The 20900-nt window shown below is 73.0% G+C and carries 22 protein-coding genes; 14 read left to right on the forward strand and 8 right to left on the reverse strand.

The genetic code is table 11. From position 1 onward, the window contains the following. Nucleotides 1–82 precede the first annotated feature (82 nt). Together ACFV9J_RS06780 and ACFV9J_RS06785 are read left to right on the forward strand one after the other, a co-directional pair. Nucleotides 83–772, forward strand: coding sequence for an HAD family hydrolase (locus tag ACFV9J_RS06780; RefSeq protein ID WP_385350849.1), 690 nt, complete (start codon nt 83–85; stop codon nt 770–772). 144 nt (nt 773–916) lie between these two features. Continuing rightward, on the forward strand, nt 917–1618 hold the full coding sequence (locus ACFV9J_RS06785) for a TetR/AcrR family transcriptional regulator (RefSeq protein WP_385350852.1): 702 nt from the start codon (nt 917–919) through the stop codon (nt 1616–1618). On the opposite strand, the gene ACFV9J_RS06790 is transcribed toward ACFV9J_RS06785, so the two are convergent. Then, a complete protein-coding gene (locus tag ACFV9J_RS06790; protein ID WP_385350855.1) occupies nt 1606–3108 on the reverse strand; it encodes an LVIVD repeat-containing protein in 1503 nt (500 codons plus the stop codon). The two genes, ACFV9J_RS06785 and ACFV9J_RS06790, sit on opposite strands and share 13 nt — an antisense overlap. Before the next feature lie 208 nt (nt 3109–3316). On the opposite strand from ACFV9J_RS06790, the gene ACFV9J_RS06795 reads away from it, so the two are divergent. Further along, nucleotides 3317–3973 carry a DUF305 domain-containing protein gene (locus ACFV9J_RS06795; protein ID WP_385350858.1) on the forward strand — a complete coding sequence of 219 codons (657 nt, stop codon included), beginning with the start codon at nt 3317–3319 and terminating at the stop codon, nt 3971–3973. A 42-nt stretch (nt 3974–4015) separates the two neighbouring features. On the opposite strand, the gene ACFV9J_RS06800 is transcribed toward ACFV9J_RS06795, so the two are convergent. Together ACFV9J_RS06800 and ACFV9J_RS06805 are read right to left on the reverse strand one after the other, a co-directional pair. Further along, nucleotides 4016–4471, reverse strand: a complete 456-nt coding sequence (locus tag ACFV9J_RS06800; protein ID WP_385350860.1) for a DUF6214 family protein — start codon at nt 4469–4471, stop codon at nt 4016–4018. Nucleotides 4472–4615: 144 nt separating this feature from the next. Then, complete coding sequence (locus ACFV9J_RS06805; protein WP_385350863.1) at nt 4616–5023, reverse strand: ArsR/SmtB family transcription factor; 408 nt, start codon at nt 5021–5023, stop codon at nt 4616–4618. A gap of 141 nt (nt 5024–5164) precedes the next feature. On the opposite strand from ACFV9J_RS06805, the gene ACFV9J_RS06810 reads away from it, so the two are divergent. Together ACFV9J_RS06810 and ACFV9J_RS06815 are read left to right on the forward strand one after the other, a co-directional pair. Beyond that, on the forward strand, nt 5165–6244 hold the full coding sequence (locus ACFV9J_RS06810; RefSeq protein WP_385350866.1) for an NADH:flavin oxidoreductase/NADH oxidase: 1080 nt from the start codon (nt 5165–5167) through the stop codon (nt 6242–6244). 196 nt (nt 6245–6440) lie between these two features. Continuing rightward, nucleotides 6441–7241, forward strand: a complete 801-nt coding sequence (locus ACFV9J_RS06815; RefSeq protein ID WP_385350869.1) for a pectate lyase — start codon at nt 6441–6443, stop codon at nt 7239–7241. Here the strand turns inward: ACFV9J_RS06815 and ACFV9J_RS06820 are convergent. Continuing rightward, nucleotides 7228–8001 (reverse strand): PaaX family transcriptional regulator C-terminal domain-containing protein, encoded by a 774-nt coding sequence (locus tag ACFV9J_RS06820; protein ID WP_385351331.1) that lies wholly within the window; start codon nt 7999–8001, stop codon nt 7228–7230. The genes ACFV9J_RS06815 and ACFV9J_RS06820 overlap by 14 nt on opposite strands. Before the next feature lie 102 nt (nt 8002–8103). Here ACFV9J_RS06820 and ACFV9J_RS06825 point away from each other — a divergent pair, with 102 nt between their 5' ends. From ACFV9J_RS06825 to ACFV9J_RS06845, 5 genes are all read left to right on the forward strand, one after another. Further along, nucleotides 8104–9807, forward strand: a complete 1704-nt coding sequence (locus tag ACFV9J_RS06825; RefSeq protein WP_385350872.1) for a DNA alkylation response protein — start codon at nt 8104–8106, stop codon at nt 9805–9807. Nucleotides 9808–9888: 81 nt separating this feature from the next. Further along, complete coding sequence (locus ACFV9J_RS06830; protein ID WP_385350875.1) at nt 9889–11043, forward strand: WD40/YVTN/BNR-like repeat-containing protein; 1155 nt, start codon at nt 9889–9891, stop codon at nt 11041–11043. Between the two features lie 70 nt (nt 11044–11113). Beyond that, nucleotides 11114–11791, forward strand: coding sequence for a uracil-DNA glycosylase (locus ACFV9J_RS06835; protein ID WP_385350878.1), 678 nt, complete (start codon nt 11114–11116; stop codon nt 11789–11791). Then, the gene (locus ACFV9J_RS06840) at nt 11788–12774 is read left to right on the forward strand and encodes an N-acetylglucosamine kinase (protein ID WP_385350881.1); all 987 of its coding nucleotides are present in this window, start codon (nt 11788–11790) and stop codon (nt 12772–12774) included. The genes ACFV9J_RS06835 and ACFV9J_RS06840 overlap by 4 nt, the downstream gene beginning before the upstream one ends. 138 nt (nt 12775–12912) lie before the next feature. After that, nucleotides 12913–13839 (forward strand): sirohydrochlorin chelatase, encoded by a 927-nt coding sequence (locus tag ACFV9J_RS06845; protein ID WP_385350883.1) that lies wholly within the window; start codon nt 12913–12915, stop codon nt 13837–13839. A gap of 177 nt (nt 13840–14016) precedes the next feature. On the opposite strand, the gene ACFV9J_RS06850 is transcribed toward ACFV9J_RS06845, so the two are convergent. Continuing rightward, nucleotides 14017–15057 carry a lactonase family protein gene (locus ACFV9J_RS06850; RefSeq protein WP_385350886.1) on the reverse strand — a complete coding sequence of 347 codons (1041 nt, stop codon included), beginning with the start codon at nt 15055–15057 and terminating at the stop codon, nt 14017–14019. A gap of 174 nt (nt 15058–15231) precedes the next feature. Continuing rightward, nucleotides 15232–16722, reverse strand: coding sequence for an FUSC family protein (locus ACFV9J_RS06855; protein ID WP_385350889.1), 1491 nt, complete (start codon nt 16720–16722; stop codon nt 15232–15234). Nucleotides 16723–16940: 218 nt separating this feature from the next. Here ACFV9J_RS06855 and ACFV9J_RS06860 point away from each other — a divergent pair, with 218 nt between their 5' ends. From ACFV9J_RS06860 to ACFV9J_RS06870, 3 genes are all read left to right on the forward strand, one after another. Beyond that, nucleotides 16941–17417: an Lrp/AsnC family transcriptional regulator gene (locus ACFV9J_RS06860; protein WP_385350892.1), complete on the forward strand. Its 477-nt coding sequence runs from the start codon at nt 16941–16943 to the stop codon at nt 17415–17417. Between the two features lie 20 nt (nt 17418–17437). Then, entirely contained in the window at nt 17438–18154 is a 717-nt protein-coding gene (locus ACFV9J_RS06865; protein WP_385350895.1) for an HAD family hydrolase, read from the forward strand. 83 nt (nt 18155–18237) lie between these two features. Beyond that, nucleotides 18238–18978, forward strand: coding sequence for a DUF4142 domain-containing protein (locus tag ACFV9J_RS06870; RefSeq protein WP_385350898.1), 741 nt, complete (start codon nt 18238–18240; stop codon nt 18976–18978). 74 nt (nt 18979–19052) lie between these two features. Here the strand turns inward: ACFV9J_RS06870 and ACFV9J_RS06875 are convergent, their stop codons facing one another. Next, nucleotides 19053–19913, reverse strand: a complete 861-nt coding sequence (locus ACFV9J_RS06875; protein WP_385350901.1) for a LysR substrate-binding domain-containing protein — start codon at nt 19911–19913, stop codon at nt 19053–19055. A 58-nt stretch (nt 19914–19971) separates the two neighbouring features. Between ACFV9J_RS06875 and ACFV9J_RS06880 the strand changes: the two genes are divergently transcribed. Then, complete coding sequence (locus ACFV9J_RS06880) at nt 19972–20379, forward strand: DUF5997 family protein (protein ID WP_385350904.1); 408 nt, start codon at nt 19972–19974, stop codon at nt 20377–20379. 28 nt (nt 20380–20407) lie between these two features. On the opposite strand, the gene ACFV9J_RS06885 is transcribed toward ACFV9J_RS06880, so the two are convergent. After that, entirely contained in the window at nt 20408–20899 is a 492-nt protein-coding gene (locus tag ACFV9J_RS06885; RefSeq protein ID WP_385350907.1) for a DUF1360 domain-containing protein, read from the reverse strand. Nucleotide 20900 lies beyond the last annotated feature (1 nt).

Consider the following 20900-nt stretch of genomic DNA (forward strand, 5'->3'; position numbering starts at 1 on the left):
CGGCGCGCCGGCCTGCCGGGCCGGGTTCCGCCCGCACCGCGGCACCGCGCCCGCCGCGTCCTTCGCCCCCTAGGATCCGGCCATGACCGCCGTTCTGTTCGACTTCTCCGGGACCCTGTTCCGGATCGAATCCACCGAAGCCTGCCTGCGCGCGGCGCTCGACGGTGCCGGACTGGAGCTCGCCGCGCCGGAGCTGGCCGAGAAGGCCGAGGCTCTCGAGCGGGTGGGAGCGCTGCCCGGCGGCGCACCGCCGCTACGGGTTCCGGAGGAACTCGCCGGGGTGTGGGAGGTCCGCGACCACAGCTCCGCGCTGCACCGGGCCGCGTACACCGGGCTCTCCCGGCAGGTGCCGCTGCCGGACCCGGGCCTGCACGACGTGCTGTACGAGCGGCACATGTCGCCGGACGCGTGGAGTCCCTACACCGACGCCGCCGAGGTGCTGAGCGCGTTGCGCGGGCGCGGAATCGCCGTGGGGGTGGTCAGCAACATCGGCTGGGACCTGCGGCCGGTCTTCCGCGCACACGGCCTCGACCGGTATGTGGACACGTACGTCCTGTCGTACGAGCACGGCATCCGCAAGCCCGACGCCCGGCTGTTCGGCGTCGCCTGCGCGGCGCTGGGCGTGGAGCCGGAGCGGACACTGATGGTCGGCGACGACCGGAGCGCGGACGGTGGCGCGGCGGCACTCGGGTGCGGGGTGCACTTCGTCGACCACTTGCCGGTGGCCGAGCGCCCGGCGGGACTGCGGCCGGTGCTGGACCTGGCCACGTAGCCCGAGGCAACCACCGGGTGGTGCCGCCCGCCTCGGACGATCCCCCGTGTCGCCCGAGGCAGACGGTAGCCGGAGCGGCCCTTGGGGCCCCTCCGTCTGCGCCGAGTATAGTTGGCTGGCAGCCAGTCAACGCAGGAGTACAGCATGTCCCCGCGCAGCGCCTCGGTCAATGAAGAATTGCGGCGGCGCTCGAAGGAGCGTCTCCTGCAGGCCGCCGTGGAGCTGGTCGGCGAGCGCGGGTACGAGGCGACCACGCTGGGCGACATCGCGGACCGGGCGGGCTCCGCGCGGGGCCTGGTCTCGTACTACTTCCCCGGAAAGCGCCAGCTGGTGCAGTCCGCCGTGCACCGGTTGATGCACCGCACCCTGGAGGAGGCCCTGGAGCGCGAGCCGCGCACCGCCGACGGGCGTGAGCGGCTGGCGCGGGCCGTCGACGCGATCCTGGGGCTCGCCCGGGACCGGCCGGTGCTCATGCGCCAGCACATGGCGGGCCTGCTCCAGGCGGAGGTGGGCTTCGTGCCGTGCCCGGAGCAGCGGAGGCTGGCGGAGCTGCTGCGGGACACGGTGGCCCGGCACGGCTCGCGGGACGTCGACCGCGACTACCCGATGCTGCGCGCACAGCTGATGGGCGCCGTCTTCGCCGCTCTCGTGCCCGGGGTGCCGATGCCGGTGCCGGAGCTGCGCGCCGAGTTGTTCGAGCGCTACCGGCTGGACTGGAAGCTGGGTGTCCCGCCGGACTCCGAAGCGCCCGGCGGGACGACGTGCGACCCGGACCTGTCGCGGTTCTTCGCGACCGGCGTGCCCGACCGGCGGGACCGGACGGACCGGAGTCCTCAGTCGAAGTAGTCCGGCTGCGTCTGCGTGTTCAGCTCCCGCAGGTGGACCCGCTTGGCCGGGTCGGTGCGCCGGTCGCTGAGCTTGAGGACGTCGAAGCCCTTGGCGATGTCGTTCGAGTAGATGTAGCCGTTGTAGTAGTACGCCGACCAGGAACCGCCGGTGGTCATCGTGTCGGTGGTCAGCGGACCCCGCTCGAAGTAGGCGATCTCCTTGGGCCGCGAGGAGTTCGTGAACTCCCAGACGGAGATGCCGCCCTGGTACCAGGCCTGGACCATGATGTCCTTGCCCCTGACCGGGATCAGCGAGCCGTTGTGGGCCACGCAGTTCTCGGTGTCCGCCTGGTGGCGGGGGATCTTGAAGTAGCTGCGGAAGACCAGCTTGCGGTGGTCGCCGCGGCCGACGATGTCGTAGATGCCGTCGGCGCCGCGGTTCGGGCCGATCTCCGCGTTGCAGGTGGCGGCGCCGCCGCCGCCCAGCTCGTCGGTGAACACGACCTTGTTCGCGCGCTGGTTGAAGGTCGCCGAGTGCCAGAACGCGAAGTTCACGTTGTCCTGGACGCGGTCGATGACCTTCGGGCGCTCGGGGTCCTTGATGGAGAACAGGATGCCGTCGCCCATACAGGCGCCGGCGGCCAGGTCCTCGGAGGGCAGGACGGTGATGTCGTGGCAGCCGGTGGTCTTGGAGACGCCCGGGTTGGTGGGTCCGCCCGGGTTGCCGCCGCCGTCGGGGCCCTCACCGGGGAACAGCACCGGGAAGCCCACGAGGGCCGCCCGCTCGGGTGCCTTGCGCGGCACCTTGATCACGGAGATCCCGTCGTGCGGCGGCTTGCAGTCGGGGTAGGCGGCGTTCGGCGAGTACGAGGAGACGTAGATGTAGACGTTCCTGCGCTCGGGCACCAGCGTGTGGGTGTGCGAGCCGCAGGCGGTCTCGACGGCGGCGACGTACTTCGGGTTCCGCTTGTCGCTGATGTCGAAGACCTTCATGCCCTCCCAGGAGGACTTCTCGGTCGCGGGCTGCGTGGTGCTGTTGCAACTGCTGTCGCTGCGCGAGGAGTCGGTGGACAGGAACAGCAGGTCCCCGGAGACGGAGATGTCGTTCTGCGAGCCGGGACACAGCACCTGGGCGACGGTCCTCGGCTTCTTCGGGTTCTTGATGTCGAAGATGCGGAAGCCGTCGTAGTTCCCGGCGAAGGCGTACCGGCCCTGGAAGGCCAGGTCCGAATTGGTGCCGGGCAGTGCGTCCTTGGGGATGTTGGCCAGGTGCTCGATGTTGTCCGAGTGGACGATCTCGTCCTGGCCGGGTATGTCACCGCTCTCGATCGCGTCGCGCACCTCGGCGCGCGCGCTCTTGGACACCTCCTTCGACGTGGCCGGAGCGTCCCCGGGGTCGGGGGTCGCCACGGCAGGGCCGGCGGTGAGCAGCGCGGACAGGAGTCCGGCGGCGGCAGCCGCGACTCCCAGGCGTCTGCGCCGCGTTCGCGGGTCGCTCAACAGGGTCACTGTTTCCTCCCAACGTCCGTTCCCGTCGGAACGGTTCACGCACCCCGCAGTATCGTCTTCGCCATGCACATACCAACAGGGGGCAACAAACTCGCAATGAAGTTTTTTGATCAGTGACGCGCGGAAGCGTGCTAGGACGGTCATCGCACCCACAAGGTGCGCCGCCTCCCTCCACCCAGAGGGGCACCCGCAGCCACCGGAGGTCGTTGTGTCCTTTCGCCCCGCGATGTCCCGCGCGTCACTTGTCACGGCCTCGCTGACCGCGCTGGCCGTGCTCGGGCTGGGAGCCTGCGACTCGGGATCGGACACCGGTTCGGCGGCCGCCGCCGGACCCTCGGTGATCGCGCCGGGCAAACCGGGCGAGGGCAACCGCACCCTGTCCGCCGAGGACGCCGAGAAGCAGCGCGCCGACGACGACTCCCCCAACTCCGCGGACGTCTCCTATGCGCGGATGATGATCCAGCACCACGCCCAGGCGCTGAAGATGACCGAACTGGCGCCGGAACAGGCCGAGTCCGGCCAGGTCAAGAAGCTGGCGGAACGGATCTCGGCCGCGCAGGGGCCGGAGATCAAGGCGATGGAGGGCTGGCTCGAGACGCACGGCGAGAAGGTGACGGGCGGCGGGCACGACCACGCCGCGATGCCGGGCATGGCGACCGAGGCACAGCTGAAGCAGCTGTCCGCGGCCGAGGGCAAGGCCTTCGACCGGCTCTTCCTCACGCTGATGATCACTCACCACGAGGGGGCGATCAGCATGGCCACGGACGTGAAGTCCGGGGGCAACAACGTGCTGATCGAGGAGATGGCGGACGACGTGGTCGCCCAGCAGACGAGCGAGATCTCACGCATGCGCGCGATGCTGTGACGACGCGGAGGCCCGGTGCCGGGACGCGCCCGCGCAGGTGTCTCAGCGGCGCGCGCGACGGGGCGCCAGGAACCCCTCGTCGCGCGCCTGGCCGATCAGCCTGAGCGACCTGCGCCTGCTGTGCCCGGTCGCGCGCATCACCGCGAGGACCGGATCGCCGCCCTCTTCCCGGGCCGTCCGGTACTCCTGGGCGACGAGTCTGCGCCCCTCCCGCCCGCGCGGCCACGCGGTCCGGGCCCGCCGCGGCGCGGCGGGCGCGCCACGCGCGGGGGCCGCGACGCAGGCCTCGAAGAGTGGATCCTCCAGCCACTCGGCCAGTACGGCCAGGTCGTCGAGGGACAGCGGCGGCCGGGCCCGTACGTCCTCGACCCGCACGTCCGCACCGGACAGCACGGCGAGCGCGTCCACCCGGGCGCCGTCGGCGAAGGCCAGCCGGACGTCGAACCACGAGGTCGTGGTGGAGCCCTCGCTCACCACCCAGGCGTGCCGCACGGACATCTCACCGTCGTCCGGACAGCGGTCGGAAAGCTGAAGAGAACGATCAACGAAGGATGCTTCGAGCACATACGCAACGTAACCGAATGATCACATTCCATACGAACGGAACACGCTTCGCTCATCGGGTTCGTTCATCGGGTTCGTTCATCGGGGTTCGTTCATCGGGGGTTCGGCACCCTGTCGGCGCAGCGGGTCGTGCCGGTCCGCGGCGGCCTGGCGGGCGGCCGCGGCCAGCAGGGCGTCGAGCAGCCCCGGGAACACGATGTCCAGATCGTCCCTGCGCAGGCCGTTCATCTTGGCCGTGCCCCGGTAGGTCTGCCGGATCACCCCGCTCTCGCGCAGCACCCGGAAGTGGTACGTGGTGGTGGACTTGGTGACCGGCAGGTCGAAGTGCGAGCAGGAGAAGAGTGCGCCGCTGTCGGCGGCGAGATCCCGCACGATCCGCAGCCGCACCGGGTCAGAGAGCGCGTGCAGCACCCCCTCCAGCCGGATCTCCTCACGCGTCGGATGCGGCAGCTCGCGGGTGCCGGCGGCAGTGGCGGCGGGGGTCACGGCGACTCCAGTTCGTCCGGGGGTCCCACCGGTCAGGAGGGGTTCCCATTGTACGAAGGACACCGTAGTTTGACACTCGACGTACTACGAGAGTTACCGTACGAGTCGTCCCGACCCGCCGCGACCCAGGAGCAGCCCGCGATGAGCACCCTCTTCGAGCCCCTCCGACTCCGTGACACCACGATTCCGAACCGGATCTGGATGCCGCCGATGTGCCAGTACTCCGCGGCACCGGAAGGCCCGTCGGCGGGCGTGCCCGGCGACTGGCACTTCGCGCACTACGGCGCCCGCGCGGTGGGAGGCACCGGCCTGATCGTCATGGAGGCCACCGGCGTGTCACCCGAGGGGCGCATCTCCCCGCAGGATCTCGGGCTGTGGAACGACACGCAGGTCGAGGCGTTCCGCCGGATCACCGGCTTCCTGCGCTCCCAGGGCACGGTCCCCGCGGTCCAGCTGGCCCACGCGGGGCGGAAGGCCTCCACCGCGCAGCCCTGGAAGGGCGGGGCGCCGGTGGGGGCGGACGCGTACGGCTGGCAGCCGCTGGCCCCGAGCGCGCTCGCGTTCGACCAGCGGCATCCGGTACCGACCGAGCTGACGGCCCCGCAGATCCAGGAGGTCGTCGGCCAGTTCGCGGACGCCGCGCGCCGGGCACTGGCCGCCGGATTCGAGATCGCCGAGATCCACGGTGCCCACGGCTACCTGATCCACGAGTTCCTGTCGCCGCACTCCAACCACCGCACCGACGCCTACGGCGGCTCGTACGAGAACCGCACCAGGTTCGCCCTGAAGGTCGTGGACGCGGTACGGGAGGTCTGGCCCGACGACAAGCCGCTGTTCTTCCGCGCCTCGGCGACCGACTGGCTGGAGGAGGGCGGCTGGACGCCGGACGACACCGTCCGCTTCGCCCGCGACCTCGAGGCCCACGGCATCGACCTGCTCGACGTGTCCACCGGCGGCAACGTCCCGCGCGTCCGGATCCCGACCGGGCCCGGCTACCAGGTCCCGTTCGCCGCGCGCGTGAAGGCCGGGTCCACGCTGCCGGTCGCCGCCGTCGGGCTGATCACCGAGGTCGGTCAGGCCGAGAAGATCCTGGCCAACGGCGAGGCCGACGCGGTGCTGCTGGGCCGCGAGTTGCTGCGCAATCCGTCCTGGGCCCAGCACGCGGCGCGGGAGCTGGGCGTGGACGCCCGGATGCCGGACCAGTACGGCTGGGGCATGTGAGGCGGACTGCCGCCCGAGCCGTTGACTAGAAAGCGCTTACCCTCTACGGTCCGTTCATCAGCATGACCGTCGCGAACGCTGCGGCCCCACCCTCCCCACACGTGCGGCCGCGCGTTCGCGTTCTCGGTCATGGTGACGCTCGACGTTCACGTACATGTTCCGTTCCACCCCCACTCCCTATGGAAGGGACCAGAACATGACCCCTGTGACACGACCGCGGGCGCGGCGCGCGGTGACCGGCGCGCTGGGCGCGCTCAGCCTCTCGGTTGGCATGCTCATGACTTCCGGGGCGCCCTTGGCCCAGGCCGCCACCTGGCCGACACCCAACGGCAGCGAAGGCGTCTCCTCCACCATCTCGGTCTCCGGCACCAAGGACTACGGGATGAAGCGCCTGTACGGCACCGGCGACCTGGGCTCCGGCGGCCAGGACGAGGACCAGGGCCCGATCCTGGAACTGGCCCCCGGCGCCGTCCTGAAGAACGTGATCATCGGCGCCCCGGCCGCGGACGGCGTGCACTGCAAGGGCAGTTGCACGCTCCAGAACGTCTGGTGGGAGGACGTCGGCGAGGACGCGGCGACCTTCCGGGGCTCCTCGTCGTCGAACGTCTACACGGTCTCCGGCGGCGGCGCCAAGGAGGCCGACGACAAGGTGTTCCAGTTCAACGGCGCCGGAACGCTGAACATCTCCGGCTTCGCCGTCAAGAACTTCGGCACCTTCGTCCGGTCCTGCGGCAACTGCTCGACGCAGTACGAACGGACCATCAACCTCAGTGGCATCGAGGTCAACTGGAAGGGCGGCCGGATCGCCGGCATCAACACCAACTACGGCGACAGCGCGACCCTGCGCGACATCACGATCGTCGGGGACGGCGGCAAGAAGATCGTCCCGTGCCAGAAGTACATCGGCAACGACGACGGTGACGAGCCGGACTCGAACGGTTCCGGCGCCGACGGCACGTACTGCAAGTACTCCTCGTCCGACATCACCTACGAGTGACCCCTCGGGTCCGGGTGCCGCCGTGCGCCCGGACCTGCCCGGACTGCTCCCGCTGATAGCGCGCGTAGGCGTCCCGCAGGGCCGTCCCCGGCCAGTCGGGCGGCAGCAGCTCCGGGGGCAGTACCGGGTCGGCGAGCAGGTGCCGCACGACGGCCGCGAAGGCGGTGAGCCGCCCGGCCGGGCGCCGGGCCCGGTCGACCTGGGCGAGCAGTACCCGTGCCGTGTCCGCCCAGGAGTCCAACGGCCACAGCCGGGCGGCCAGTTCACGGGCGGGGGCCTCGGGGCGTGAGACGAGCCGCTCGGTCACCCGGTCGAGAGCGGCGGGCAGCGGGCGGTCGAGGTTGGCGGGCCGCAGCCAGACTCCCTCGCGCAGTTCGGCCAGACGCAGGGCGGTCAGCCCGGTGCGCAGCTCGGCACGGGCGGCGGGACCGCGCCCGGTGGCGGTGACCACGAGCACCTCCCAGTCGCCGTCCCACGCGCGCGTGTGCGGACGCACCGCCTCGTCCTGGCGCCGCTGGCGCTCCAGCAGCCGCTCGCTGAGCCGGTAGCCGGTGTCCGTGCGGCGCAGGTCCCCGGCGGCGGCCATCCGGCTCAGCGCCGCGCGCGCGGTGGAGGCGCCGACGTCGAACCCCGCCACGAGCCGCACCAGGTCCCGCGCCGGCAGTTCCGGCGGGTGGGTGCCGAGCAGCAGGCTCAGGACGACCGACCGCGCGGACAGCGGACGCAGCTCCTGAGCGCCGGGGGCCTCGGAACCGGTCATCCGTGCGCGGGGGTGTCGTTCGTCCACATGAGCACGTACTGTACGTGCGCCCCCCGTGTTGCACTATTGCTGCGGTCGCAGAAATGGTGCAACACTCGGGGTATGACGACACTCGCGCAGGAGCCGCCGTACGAGTCCTACGAGCCGTCCGAGGAGCCCTGGGGCCGCCCGGAGGGGTATGCGACGCACGACGTCATCAACCAGCCCCCTCCCCTGGCCCCCTACGACGCGTCCGACGACACGGTCCTGCTGGAGGGCCTGCGACGGGAGGGCGCCGGCTGGGCCGAGGACGGCTTGCGACGGCTCGGCCGCCGGGCGGGCAGCGCGGAGGCGCAGGACTGGGGCGACCTCGCGAACCGCCACGAGCCCGTGCTGCGCACCCACGACCGGTACGGCAACCGGGTCGACGAGGTCGAGTACCACCCGAGCTGGCACCACCTGATGCGGGTGGCCGTCGGCGAGGGCCTGGCCGGCGCGCCGTGGGCCGACGAGCGTCCGGGCGCCCACGTCGCGCGGACCGCCGGCGGACTGGTCTGGAGCCACACCGAGGCGGGGCACGGGTGCCCCACCTCGATGACGTACGCGGCCGTCCCGGCGCTGCGCGCCCAGCCGGAACTGGCGGAGGTCTACGAGCCGCTGCTGACCTCCCGGGAGTACGAACCGGGGCTGCGGACGCCCACGGACAAGCGCGGGCTGCTGGCCGGCATGGGGATGACCGAGAAGCAGGGCGGCTCGGACGTCCGGACCAACACCACGACGGCCACCGCGACCGCCGAGCCCGGCGTCTACACGCTGCGCGGGCACAAGTGGTTCACGTCGGCGCCGATGTGCGACGTGTTCCTCGTGCTGGCCCAGGCGGCCGGAGGGCTCTCCTGCTTCCTGGTGCCCCGCGTGCTGCCCGACGGCACCCGCAACACCTTCCGCGTCCAGCGCCTCAAGGACAAGCTCGGCAACCGGTCCAACGCCTCCTCGGAGCCCGAGTTCGACGGGACGGTGGCCTGGCTGGTCGGGCCCGAGAGGCAGGGCGTCAAGACGATCATCGAGATGGTCAACTGCACCCGGCTGGACTGCGTGATGGCCTCGGCGACGCTGATGCGCAAGACCCTCGTCGAGGCCGGTCACCACGTACGGCACCGCAGCGCGTTCGGCGCCCGGCTGGTGGACCAGCCGCTGATGCGCAACGTCCTGGCCGACCTCGCGCTGGAGTCCGAGGCCGCCACCACCCTCACCCTGCGGCTGGCCGGCGCGGCCGACCGCGCCGTGCGCGGCGACGAGGGGGAGGCGGCGTTCCGGCGGATCGCCACCGCCGCCGGGAAGTACTGGGTGACCAAGCGGGGGCCGGCGTTCACCGCGGAGGCCCTGGAGTGCCTGGGCGGCAACGGCTACGTGGAGGAGTCGGGCATGCCCCGCCACTACCGGGAGGCACCGCTGCTGTCGATCTGGGAGGGCTCGGGAAACGTCAACGCCCTCGACGTGCTGCGGGCGCTGGGCCGCTCCCCCGCCGCCACGCACGCGCTCTTCGGTGAACTGTCGTTGGCGCGCGGGGCGGACGCCCGGCTGGACGCGGCGGCGGACCGGCTTCGGACGGGGCTCACCGAGGCGTCCGAGACCGGTGCCCGCCGTCTGGTGGAGCTGATGGCCCTCACCCTCCAGGCCTCCCTCCTGGTCCGGCACGCCCCGCCCGCCGTCGCCGACGCCTTCTGCGCCACCCGGCTCGGCGGCGACTGGGGGCACGCCTTCGGCACGCTGCCGGACACGGCCGACCTCGACGGGATCCTGGCGCGGGCCCTTCCGGGCGAGGGCTGAGCGGGCGGCGGCAGGAAGCCGCTCCGGACCCGACACCACCGTCCTGACCTGCGCCGACACTCCTTCCGGGGGTGACTGTCAGTGCCTGGGTGCAGACTGGCCCGTGTCCGAGACGAAGGCGTCGACGAGGACGCCGCGGAGGTGATCGGCATGACCGAGATTCTGCTCGCCGTGGGCACCCGCAAGGGCCTGTTCATCGGGCGCCGGCGAGGTGGCACCTGGGAGTTCGACGAGAGTCCCTACTTCAACGCACAAGCGGTCTACTCGGTCGCCCTCGACACCCGTGGCGACACCCCGCGCCTGCTGGCCGGCGGCGACAGCGCGCACTGGGGGCCGTCGGTGTTCCACTCCGACGACCTGGGCCGGACCTGGACCGAACCGGCCGCGCCCGCCGTGAAGTTCCCCAAGGACACCGGCGCCTCCCTGGAGCGGGTGTGGCAGCTGCACCCGGCGGCCGCCGAGCCGGACGTGGTGTACGCGGGCACGGAACCGGCGGCGCTGTACCGCTCGGAGGACCGCGGTGAGAGCTTCGAGCTGGTCCGCCCGCTGTGGGAGCACCCCACCCGGTCGAAGTGGGTGCCGGGCGGTGGCGGCGAGGGGCTGCACACCGTCCTCACCGACGCGCGCGACCCCAGGTCCGTGACGGTCGCCGTCTCGACCGCGGGCGTCTTCCGCACCACCGACGGCGGCACGAGCTGGGCGCCGTCCAACTCCGGCGTCTCCGCCGTCTTCCTGCCGGACCCCGACCCGGAGTTCGGCCAGTGCGTGCACAAGGTCGCGCGCGACGCGGCCACGCCCGACCGCCTGTACCTCCAGAATCATTGGGGGGTGTACCGAAGCGACGACGCCGGAGCGCACTGGACGGACATCGGCGAGGGCCTGCCCTCCACGTTCGGTTTCGCGGTGGCCGCCCACCCGCACCGCGGCGACACGGCGTACGTCTTCCCGATCAACGCCGACGCCGACCGGGTGCCCGCGGACCACCGCTGCCGGGTCTTCCGCACGTCGGACGCGGGCAGGAGCTGGGAGCCGCTCTCGGCGGGCCTGCCCCAGGAGGCCCACTACGGCACGGTGCTGCGCGACGCGCTGTCCACGGACGACGCGGAGCGGGCGGGCGTGTACTTCGGCAACCGCAACGGCGAGGTGTTCGCGTCGGCCGACGACGGCGACAGCTGGCGGCAGTTGGCCTCCCACCTCCCCGACGTGCTGTGCGTGCGGGCAGCGGTCGTCGGGTGAACCGGACCGGGGGGACCGGCCTTGGCCACCGGTTGATCGGCGTCACCCGTGCGGCAGTAGGGTGACGCCCGTGGCACCACGACCCTTGAATGAAATCGTCGAAGCGGGCTGGGCGAAGGCCCTGGAACCCGTCGCCGGACGGATCACCTCGATGGGTGAGTTCCTGCGCGCGGAGATCGCCGCCGGACGCACCTACCTCCCGGCGGGGGCGAACGTCCTGCGGGCCTTCCAACAGCCCTTCGACGACGTCCGGGTCCTGATCGTCGGACAGGATCCCTACCCCACTCCGGGGCACGCCGTCGGACTGTCGTTCTCCGTCGCGCCCGAGGTACGCCCGCTGCCCGGCAGTCTCGTCAACATCTTCCGGGAGCTGAACACCGACCTGAATCTCCCGCAGCCCGCCAACGGGGACCTGACGCCCTGGACGCAGCAGGGCGTGCTGCTGCTCAACAGGGCGCTCACCACGGCCCCGCGCAAGCCCGCGGCCCACCGCGGCAAGGGCTGGGAGGAGGTCACCGAGCAGGCGATACGCGCGCTGGCGGCACGCGGCAAGCCGATGGTGTCCATCCTCTGGGGCCGCGACGCCCGCAATCTGCGGCCGCTGCTCGGCGATCTGCCGGCCCTGGAGTCCGCGCACCCCTCCCCCATGTCGGCCGACCGGGGCTTCTTCGGCTCCCGTCCGTTCAGCCGGGCCAACGACCTGCTGGTGCGCCTGGGAGGTCAGCCGGTGGACTGGCGCCTGCCGTGAGCACCGGCTTCCTGGCCGTGGACTCCGGTGGCTCGGGGCTGCGCGTCGTCGTCGGCGCCGTCGGCGACAGCGGCGGCGGTCACGGCCCGCTCGGCCGGCGGGTCTCGCGGGAGCCCGTCCGCACCGGTGCGCGCGGGATCGACCCCGAGCACCTCTTGGGGCAACTGCTTCCGATGGCCAGGGCGTTGACCGCCGAAAGCGGCGTCACCCGGATCGACACCGTTGTCGTCGGGGCCGCCGGGCTGGCCACGCTGGGCGACGCGCTGCGCGCCGAACTGCCGGGCGCACTGGCCCGGGAGCTGGGCGTGCGGACGGTCGCCCTGGCCGCCGACGCCGTCACCGCGTACGTGGGCGCCCTCGGGCCACGGGCCGGAGCGGTGGTGGCCGCCGGTACCGGTTTGATCGCGGTCGGCACCGACCTGACCCGCTGGCGCCGGGCGGACGGCTGGGGGCATCTGCTGGGCGACTGCGGCGGCGGTGCCTGGATCGGGCGGGCCGGTCTGGAGGCGGCGCTGCGCGCCCACGACGGGCGGGAGGGCGGCTCCGCTCCGCTGCTGGCCCGCGCCGAGGAGCGTTTCGGCCCGGCGGCGGGACTGCCCGGACAGGTGTATCCGCGGACCGACCGTCCGGCCGTCCTGGCCTCCTTCGCACCGGAGGTGGCGGCATGCGCGGCCACCGACCCCGTCGCGGCGGAGATCCTCGGGGCCGCCGCCCGGCACCTGGCCGACTCGGCCGCCGCGGTCTGTCCGGCCGCCGGCGAGCCCCTCGTCGCCGTTACCGGCGGGCTGACGCGGATGGGCGATCCGCTCCTCGTACCGCTGGGGGACGAGCTGGCGAAGCGCCTGCCGCAGGCGCGGTGGACGGCCGCCGAGGGTGATCCGCTGGACGGCTCGGTCCGGGTCGCGACCGACCTGGCAAGCGATTCGTTCACGCTTCCGAGTGGCGACAGGATGCTGTGGGTGACGACCGTGCCGGACGGCTGAGAACCGGTCCGCCGACGAGGTGAATCATGCCGATGTCGGCCGATCCGTACATCACTCATCAGACAAAACCGGACGGATACCGCTCACCTGCACCCTCCCCGAACAGGGAAACCCCGGAAACCAGTAACATGCGGCGCCATGAGCTCCCCCACTGGGCCCGCGTCCGGCCTGCCCGTACGAATGCCGCGCCCCCGCCAGCCCGGACGGCACCGCCGTCCCGAACCCCTGGTGGCTCCCGAGGGCGCGCCTGCGCTCGTCCTCGCGGTGCCGGGGACGCCCAGCAGCGCCACCCGGGGCCTCGCCGACGAGGTCATCAGCATCGCCCGTTCCGAGCTGCCCGGGCTCGACGCCCGGATCGGCCACCTCGACGGGGACGACGAGGCCGAGTTCCCCTCCCTGACCACCGTGCTCGTCCGGGCCGCCGAGGAGCGCGCCGCCCGCTTCGAGCAGGCGCGCGCCGCCGGACTGGACGTGAAGGAGCCGGAGGGCCCCGTCGCGGTCGTCGTGCCGCTGCTCGCCGGGCCGGACAACGCGCTGCTGCGCCGGATCCGGCAGGCCGTGATGGACAGCAAGATCGCGGCCGAGCTGACCGACGTTCTCGGGCCGCACCCGCTGCTCGCCGAGGCGCTGCACGTGCGGCTCTCCGAGGCCGGTCTCGCCCGGGCCGACCGCGCCCGGCTGTTCACCGTGGCGACCGCCGCGGACGGCATCATCCTCGCCTCGGTCGGCGGTGACGAGGCCGTGCAGGCGGCCGGGATCACCGGCATGCTGCTCGCCGCGCGCCTGGCCGTGCCGGTGATCGCGGCGGCGCTGGACGAGGAGGGTTCGATCGCGTCCGTCGCCGAGCAGCTGCGCTCCTCGGGCTCCCAGCAGCTGGCGCTCGCGCCGTATCTGATCGGTCCGGAGATCGAGGCGTCCGTGCTGGAGGAGGCGGCCAAGGAGGCGGGCTGCTCCACCGCCGAGCCGCTCGGCCCGTACCCGGCGATCGGCAAGCTGGCGCTGGCCAAGTACACGACGGCACTCGGGATCTCGCCGCAGCAGGCGCAGGGGGCGCCGGTTCGGTGAAGGGCGCGTGCGCTTGCTTTTCCAGGCCTGTGTGAAGGGGCCCGCTCCTGGTGAGGAGCGGGCCCCTTCGGCGTGACCGCGGGGCACGGGGCGGCGCTTGCGGGGCACCTGCCAGGCCGTTCGGGCACTGGGGGAGGCACGACTGCCCGCGAGCTGGGGCGGGACGGCTGCCTGCAGTTACGCGGGGGCGAAGATCACGCAGGAGGCTGCTGGGACCGCGAGGGTGCCGGTGCGGCGGGGGATGCCGGTGGTCGGGTCCAGGGCGAACCAGGTCACGTCTCCCGAGCGCTCGTTGGCCGCGTACAGGAAGCCGCCGGACACGGCGATGTCGCGGGGCCAGTGCCCACCGCATGGCACGGTGGCGGACAGCCGCAGGCCGTCCGGTTCCACGACGAGCACGGACAGGACGTCCTCGCCGCGGGTCGCGGTCCACACGAAGCGGCCGTCGGGCGACACGGCGATGCCGGACGGGTAGGCGTCGCCCGCCGGGGCCCCCGGCAGCAGCGGCACCTCGGTGAGGGGCTTGAGCACGCCGTCGTCGGCGTCCCAGTGGCAGACGGTGACGGTGGGCGCCAGTTCGTTGACGACGTAGGCCTGGGAACCGTCCGGATGAAAGGCCAGGTGCCGCGGTCCCGACCCGGGCCGCAGCGCGACCTCCCGGTGCACGGCGGGGGCACCGTCGGTCAGGGTGCAGATCCGCACGGAGTCGGTGCCGAGGTCCACGCTGACGGCCCAGCGCCCGCTGGGGTCGGGCCGCACCTGGTGGGCGTGCGGTCCCTGCTGACGCTGGGCGTGCGGGCCGGAGCCGGTGTGCCGCAGCACGCCGGACGCGGAGCGGGCGAGGGTGCCGTCGGCGCGGACCGGTACGGCGGTGACGGTGCCGGAGCCGTAGTTGGCGGTCAGCACGTGCCCGGCGTACAGGCTGAGGTGGGTCGGTCCGTCGCCCTCGACGGGCACCGGCCGTCCGATGGGCTCGGGCCGGTCCCCGCTCACCCGGTAGGCGGCCACCGCGCCCTCGGCCGTCTCGCTGACGGCGTAGAGCGTGTCCCCGTCGGGCGCCAGGGCCAGGTAGGAGGGGTCGGCCAGACCGTCCGTACCGCTCACGACCGTGAGGGCGCCGCTGTCGGGGGCGACGGTCGCCGTCAGGATCCCCGGGCCGCCGGCCGCCGTGAACGACCCGATGTATGCCCGCCGCTGCCGCCTGCCGCCGTCCGTCACCGCTGCCCCTCTCGTCCTGCTTCGTCTGCCTGCTTCGTCTGCCTGCTTCGTCCTGCGCCGCGTCGAGTGCCGTCCCGGTCGCCCGGCCTGATCGTCCGCCCGGGAGCGACGGTAGCAGTCGATCACGCGCGGTCTAGACCAAACGGGTGTCGCGGGGGCGGCGGGCGAGCCGGGTCAGGCGCCGGCCAGGCGCGAACCGGACGGGGTGCGCAGGGGCGCGGCGAGTTCGGCGAGGGCCTGTTCCAGGTCGTGGAGGTGCGCCAGCGCGGGTTCGGCGGCCCGCGGCCCGCCCGCACGGGCGGGGACCGCGCCGCCGCCGGTGAGTGCCTCGACCGCGGCCTCGACACGCCAGCAGGCGGCGGCCAGCCGTGCGTCGTGGGAGGCTTCGGGGTCGGCGGCCACGGCGACCAGGCCGCGGATCTCCCGGGCGCAGTCGTCGAGCAGGTCCAGGACCCGGCGGGCCCGCCGCCTGCGGCCGGGCATCGGGCTCAGCGGGTGCACGAGCGGGGCGACCGACAGCCGTACCCGGCCCAGCAGCTGCTCCAGCTCCGCCACGCGCGGCGCCGGATCGGCGCCCTCGGTGCCGGCGAGCCGTGCGGCGGCCTCCGCGGTGCAGGCGTGCACGCAGCGCAGGGCGCGCTGGATCCACACGTCGGTGACGGCGTGCGTGGTGACGGGCAGGACGAAGAGCACGGCGAGCACGGCGCCGAGCGCACCCACGCCGGTCTCGGCGATCCGCAGCGCGAGCAGGCCGGGGCCGAGGACGCCCAGGAGGCCGTAGAGCAGCTCGGCGAGCAGGGTCACGCAGAGCATCATCCAGGTGTAGGAGACCGCGGCGGTGTAGAAGATGCCGAAGACGCAGGCGGCGGCGAGTACGGCGGTGGGCACCGGCGCTCCGGCCACCGGCACGGCGATCAGGAAGCCCAGGCCGATGCCGACGACCGTGCCGAGGACCCGGCGGAAACCGCGCACCAGCGTCTCGCCGCGCGAGGTGGTGTTGACGAACACCCACCAGGCGGCGCCGACGGCCCAGTACCAGCGGTCGCCGGACACCAGCTGGCCCACGACCAGGGCGAAACCGGCGCCGCCGGTCGCCTGCACGGCCTGCCGGGTGGTGATGCGGGCCAGTCGGGTGCCGGCGGGCGGCGCGGGGACGGCGGGCGCGGGGCGGCGGCGCTCGTAGCACCACAGGCCGAACCGCACCGTCGCGGCGGTGGCCACGGACAGCAGGACGGCGGCGAACATCTCGGGCAGCCGGTCCGTGGTGGCGTGCAGGAACTGGGCGATGAAGAAGGTCATGAAGGCGAAGACGCCGAGGCTGTGCCCGCGTGGGCCCCAGCGACGCGCGTACACACCGGCGCCGACGACGGCGAGGAAGGTGAGGTCCCGGGCCACCGGGAGGTCGTGCAGCGCGGCGGCGGCGGTGAGCACCGGCAGCCCGGCGACCGGCAGCAGCGCGGTGGTGACGGCCTGGCCGCGCACGGTGGCGTCGGTGACGGTGAAGAGCGCGAGCAGGGCGGCGAGGCCCCCGATGATCGCGCCGACCAGGGAGGTACCGGCCAGCCCGCACACCACGACGGCCAGCCCGATGCCGAGGACGGCCCGGGCGGCGAACCGCAGCCGGGACCGTCCCGGGTCCGGGCTCACGAACACCTTCTTCAGCACTGATTACCGCCCCCTCGCTCGCTCACACCCACCGGCGCGGAAGTCACCGCACGCAAAAGGCGCCGCGGGGTCCGCAGCGCCATCGACACCTCTATAGGAGCATCTCGGCCGCCAGTGGCTCAACAGGCTGCCACCGGAGTGGGCCATTGGTACTGTGATCACGGCATGCCTGCGGCCACCGGAGAGCCAATGGCCGACTGGAAGGGGCCGGACCCGCGATGGCCGTCGACGAACTCGACACCCGCATCCTGCGGCTGCTGCTGGAGCAGCCGCGCACCAGCGTGCGCGAGTACGCCCGCGTCCTCGGGATCGCCCGCGGCACCCTCCAGGCCCGCCTCGACCGCCTGGAGCGGGACGGCGTGATCACCGGTACCGCTCCGTCCCTCTCCCCCGCCGCCCTGGGCCACCCGGTGCTCGCGTTCGTGCACATCGAGGTCACCCAGGGCCATCTGGACGAGGTGGGCGAGGCGCTGGCGGCCGTGCCGGAGATCGTCGAGGCGTTCTCCATCACGGGTGGCGGGGACCTGCTGACCCGCGTCGTGGCCCGCGACAACGCGCACCTGGAAGACGTGGTGCAGAAGCTGATCAGCCTGCCCGGCGTGGTCCGCACCCGCAGCGAGGTGGCGTTGCGCGAGCGCGTGCCGCACCGGTTGCTGCCGCTGGTGGAGTCGATCGGGCGCTCGGCCGGCAGGTGATCCTTGGCATCCTGGACACCATGAGCACCAAGGGCCCGCTGGGCGGCATCTCGGTCATCTTCGATCTCGACGGAACGCTCGTGGACAGCGAGCCGAACTACTACGACGCGGGCCGGCGCACCCTCGCCGAGTACGGCGTCCCGGACTTCACCTGGGCCGACCACGAGGCGTACGTGGGCATCAGCACCCAGGAGACGGTCGCCGACTGGAAGCGGCGGTACGGGCTGCGGGCCACGGTCGAGGAACTGCTCGCCGTGAAGAACCGGCACTATCTCGGGCTCGCCCGCACCTCGGCGCGCGCGTATCCCGAGATGCGGAAGTTCGTCGAGCTGCTGGCGGGCGAGGGCGTACCGATGGCGGTGGCTTCGGGTTCCTCGCCCGAGGCCATCGCGACGATCCTGGCGCGCACCGGCCTGGACGCACACCTGCGCACGGTCGTCTCGGCCGACGAGGTGGCGCGGGGCAAGCCCGCCCCCGACGTCTTCCTGGCGGCCGCCCGCCGGCTGGGCGCGGAACCGGCCCGCTGCGTGGTGCTGGAGGATGCCGCCCCCGGTGCCGCGGCCGCACACGCGGCCGGGATGCGCTGCATCGCGATTCCGTACGTCGCGGGGCAGGCGGACGCACCGGAGTTCGCCACCGCGGAACTGCTGGTGCGCGGTGGCCAGGAGGAGTTCACCGCGCGGGCGGCACACGACTGGCTGCGGACCGGCGGAAACGATAGGAGGGAAACAATATGAGCGAGTGCTCGAAACGGTGATCAGATCGCTGCTCGTATCCGTATCTCCTGGTGTCCGAGCCTGTCTTCGCCCCAGGAGGCACGATGCGCATCACGCGCACCACGGCAGGGACCGCCTTCGTGGCCGGTGCCCTGGTCCTCACCCTCACCGCCCTCGCCTACCCGGCCATGCTCGGGGTACAGAACGCGGGCAGTGACCAGGCCCGGGTCGTCACCAACACGCGGTACGGGCCGCTCACCGAGCAGGACCGGGACTTCGTGGTGAAGGTGCGTGCCGCGGGGCTGTGGGAGCACCCGCTCGGGCTGATGGCCATGGAGCGGGGGACGACACCGGAGATGCGGGAGGCCGGTGAGCACCTGGTCGTCGGCCACTCCCGGCTGGACGACACCTGCCGCAGGATCGCACCGGAGCTGGGCATCACCCTGCCCAACCTGGCCTCACCGCAGCAGCAGCAGTTCGTCTCGACCGTGAACGGGACGACGGGCAAGCAGTTCGACACCACCGCGGTCAACATCATGCGGATCACGCACGGCCAGATCTTCCCGGCCATCGCCAAGATCCGGGCCAACACCAAGAACTCCCTGGTGCGGCAGCTCGCCGACCAGGCCAACGACACCGTCCTCGACCACATCACCGTGCTGGAGAAGACCGGGCTGGTCAACTTCGACCAGGTCAACTTCCAGCAGACCGCACCCCCGAACCTGCCCAAGGCGCAGCTCACGCCGCCGGCCCCGCAGCCCGGCGAGCCGGTGCTCTCGCTCACCGCGCCGCCCGGGCTCGAGGTCAACACCTCCGCACCGACGCCCAGTCCGACGGTCCGCTGACGCGCCGGGGGCGGGCGACGGGTCGGCCGTGGCCGGTCTGCCGAGGACCGGCGGTGGCCGGCCCGCCGTCGGGGTCAGCGCTGACGGGGCCTGCCGCCGCGTCCGCCGCCCTTGCCCTTGCCGCCGCTCGCGCCCCGGTGGCCGCCGCCGGTGCCGCGCCGGGCGCTCCCGGTCTGCTTCCCGCCGGTCTTGCCGCCGGCGGCTCCGCCCGTCCTGCTGCCCGCGGCTCCGCCCGTCCTGCCGCCCGCCTTCCCGGCCGCCGGTTTGCGATGCGCGGAGGGGGTCCCTTCGGTGCGCCCGCCCTTGGAGCGCGCCGGTTCCGGCTGTCGGCCCCGGGTGCTGTTGACGGTCCGGCCCCGGACGATGCCGATGAAGTCCTCGACGCGGTCCGTGTGCGCGTCCTCGGGCCAGGACAGGGCCACGCTCGACTCCGGGGCGTCCGTGACCGTGCGGTACGTGAGGTCCTTGCGGTGGTGCAGGCGGGCCAGCGACAGCGGCACGAGCAGCACCCCGATCCCGGCCGCCACCAGTTCGACGGCGTCCGCGGTGGTGGCCGGGCGTTCGAGCGCGGGCCTGCCGGGCAGCCGCTCCCAGTCGAGGACGTCGTCCAGGGGGTGCAGCACGATCTCGTCGGCGATGTCCCCGACGCTCACCTCGTCGGCCGCGGTGACGAGATGGTCCTTGGGGACCAGCACGACCGTGGTCTCGGTGTAGAGGGGGATGGCGCTGAGCGCCGTACGGTCGACGGGCAGGCGTAGGAGCCCGGCGTCGGCGCCGCCGCCCAGCAACACGCCGGCCGCTTCGGCGGCGGGGACCTGGGTCAGGGCGAGGGGGACGTCCGGCAGCCGCTCGTTCCAGATGCGCACCCATTTGTCGGGCGTCACCCCCGGGACGTACGCGAGCCGGAACGAAGGGGGAGCTTCCGAGCCTGTCACCCGGCCAGGTTACCGGGCGTGGTCGGGAGCCACTCACACGATCGATACCCTTGGGCGCATGACGTCGCACCAGAACACCCAGACCATGAAGCCCGCGACCGCGGCGAAGAAGCTGGGTGTGTACCTCGAGGCCACACCCGCCGAGTTCCGGGAGGGCGTCGTCACGCGTGCCGAGCTGAACGCGCTCCAGGCCGACCCGCCCGCGTGGCTGCGCGAACTGCGGCGCGACGGTCCGCACCCGCGGCCGGTGGTGGCGGCGAAGCTGGGCGTCTCCATCGCGGGTCTGCACCGGGGCGGGGTCGCCGAGCCGCTCACCACGGAGCAGATCGACGCGCTGAAGCAGGAGAGCCCGCAGTGGCTGGAGCGGGAGCAGGCGGTCCAGGCCGACGTGCGCAAGGAGACGGCCCGGGTGAAGAAGCTCCACGCCGAGCGGGCCGAGCGGACGGAGCGCGCCGAGCGCGACTGACGGGCGGCCCGGCCCGGCGGCCACCCGGTCATTCCTCGGCCTTCTGTGCCGTCAGGCTCCACGCGTACTGCAGCCAGTCCGACACCACGACCGCGCTCAGGCCCGCGCACACCAGCCGCGCCGCCCTGGGCGCGACGGCGTAGGTGCCCACGAGCCCGCCGGCCACCCAGGCGGAGGTGCAGAACGGGCAGGAGATCAGGTCGCCGACGGCACGGCGCAGACCGGTTCCGCGCCCGGCGTCCATCACCTCGTTGGCGTTTCCCTCCCGTTCGCGGCGGGTGAAGGGGGCCCGCAGGAAGCTGGTGACCTTGTCCTTGGCCAGCAGCCGGGAGGCCTTGAACGTCGCCGTTCCCAGCAGGACCACGTCCCAGGCGGGGACGGAGGCGGGCAGTCGGACCCCACGGCGCCACGCCGTCACCGTGAACGCGCCGGCACCGGCCGCGAAGGTCGTGGCGAGCGCCGCGTATCCGAGGAGGGGTGTCTCCTCCCCTTCGGCGTAGCGCTGCTCAACGTCCGTCATG

This window comes from Streptomyces sp. NPDC059906 (genome assembly GCF_042730645.1).
Classification (GTDB): domain Bacteria; phylum Actinomycetota; class Actinomycetes; order Streptomycetales; family Streptomycetaceae; genus Streptomyces; species Streptomyces rubrogriseus.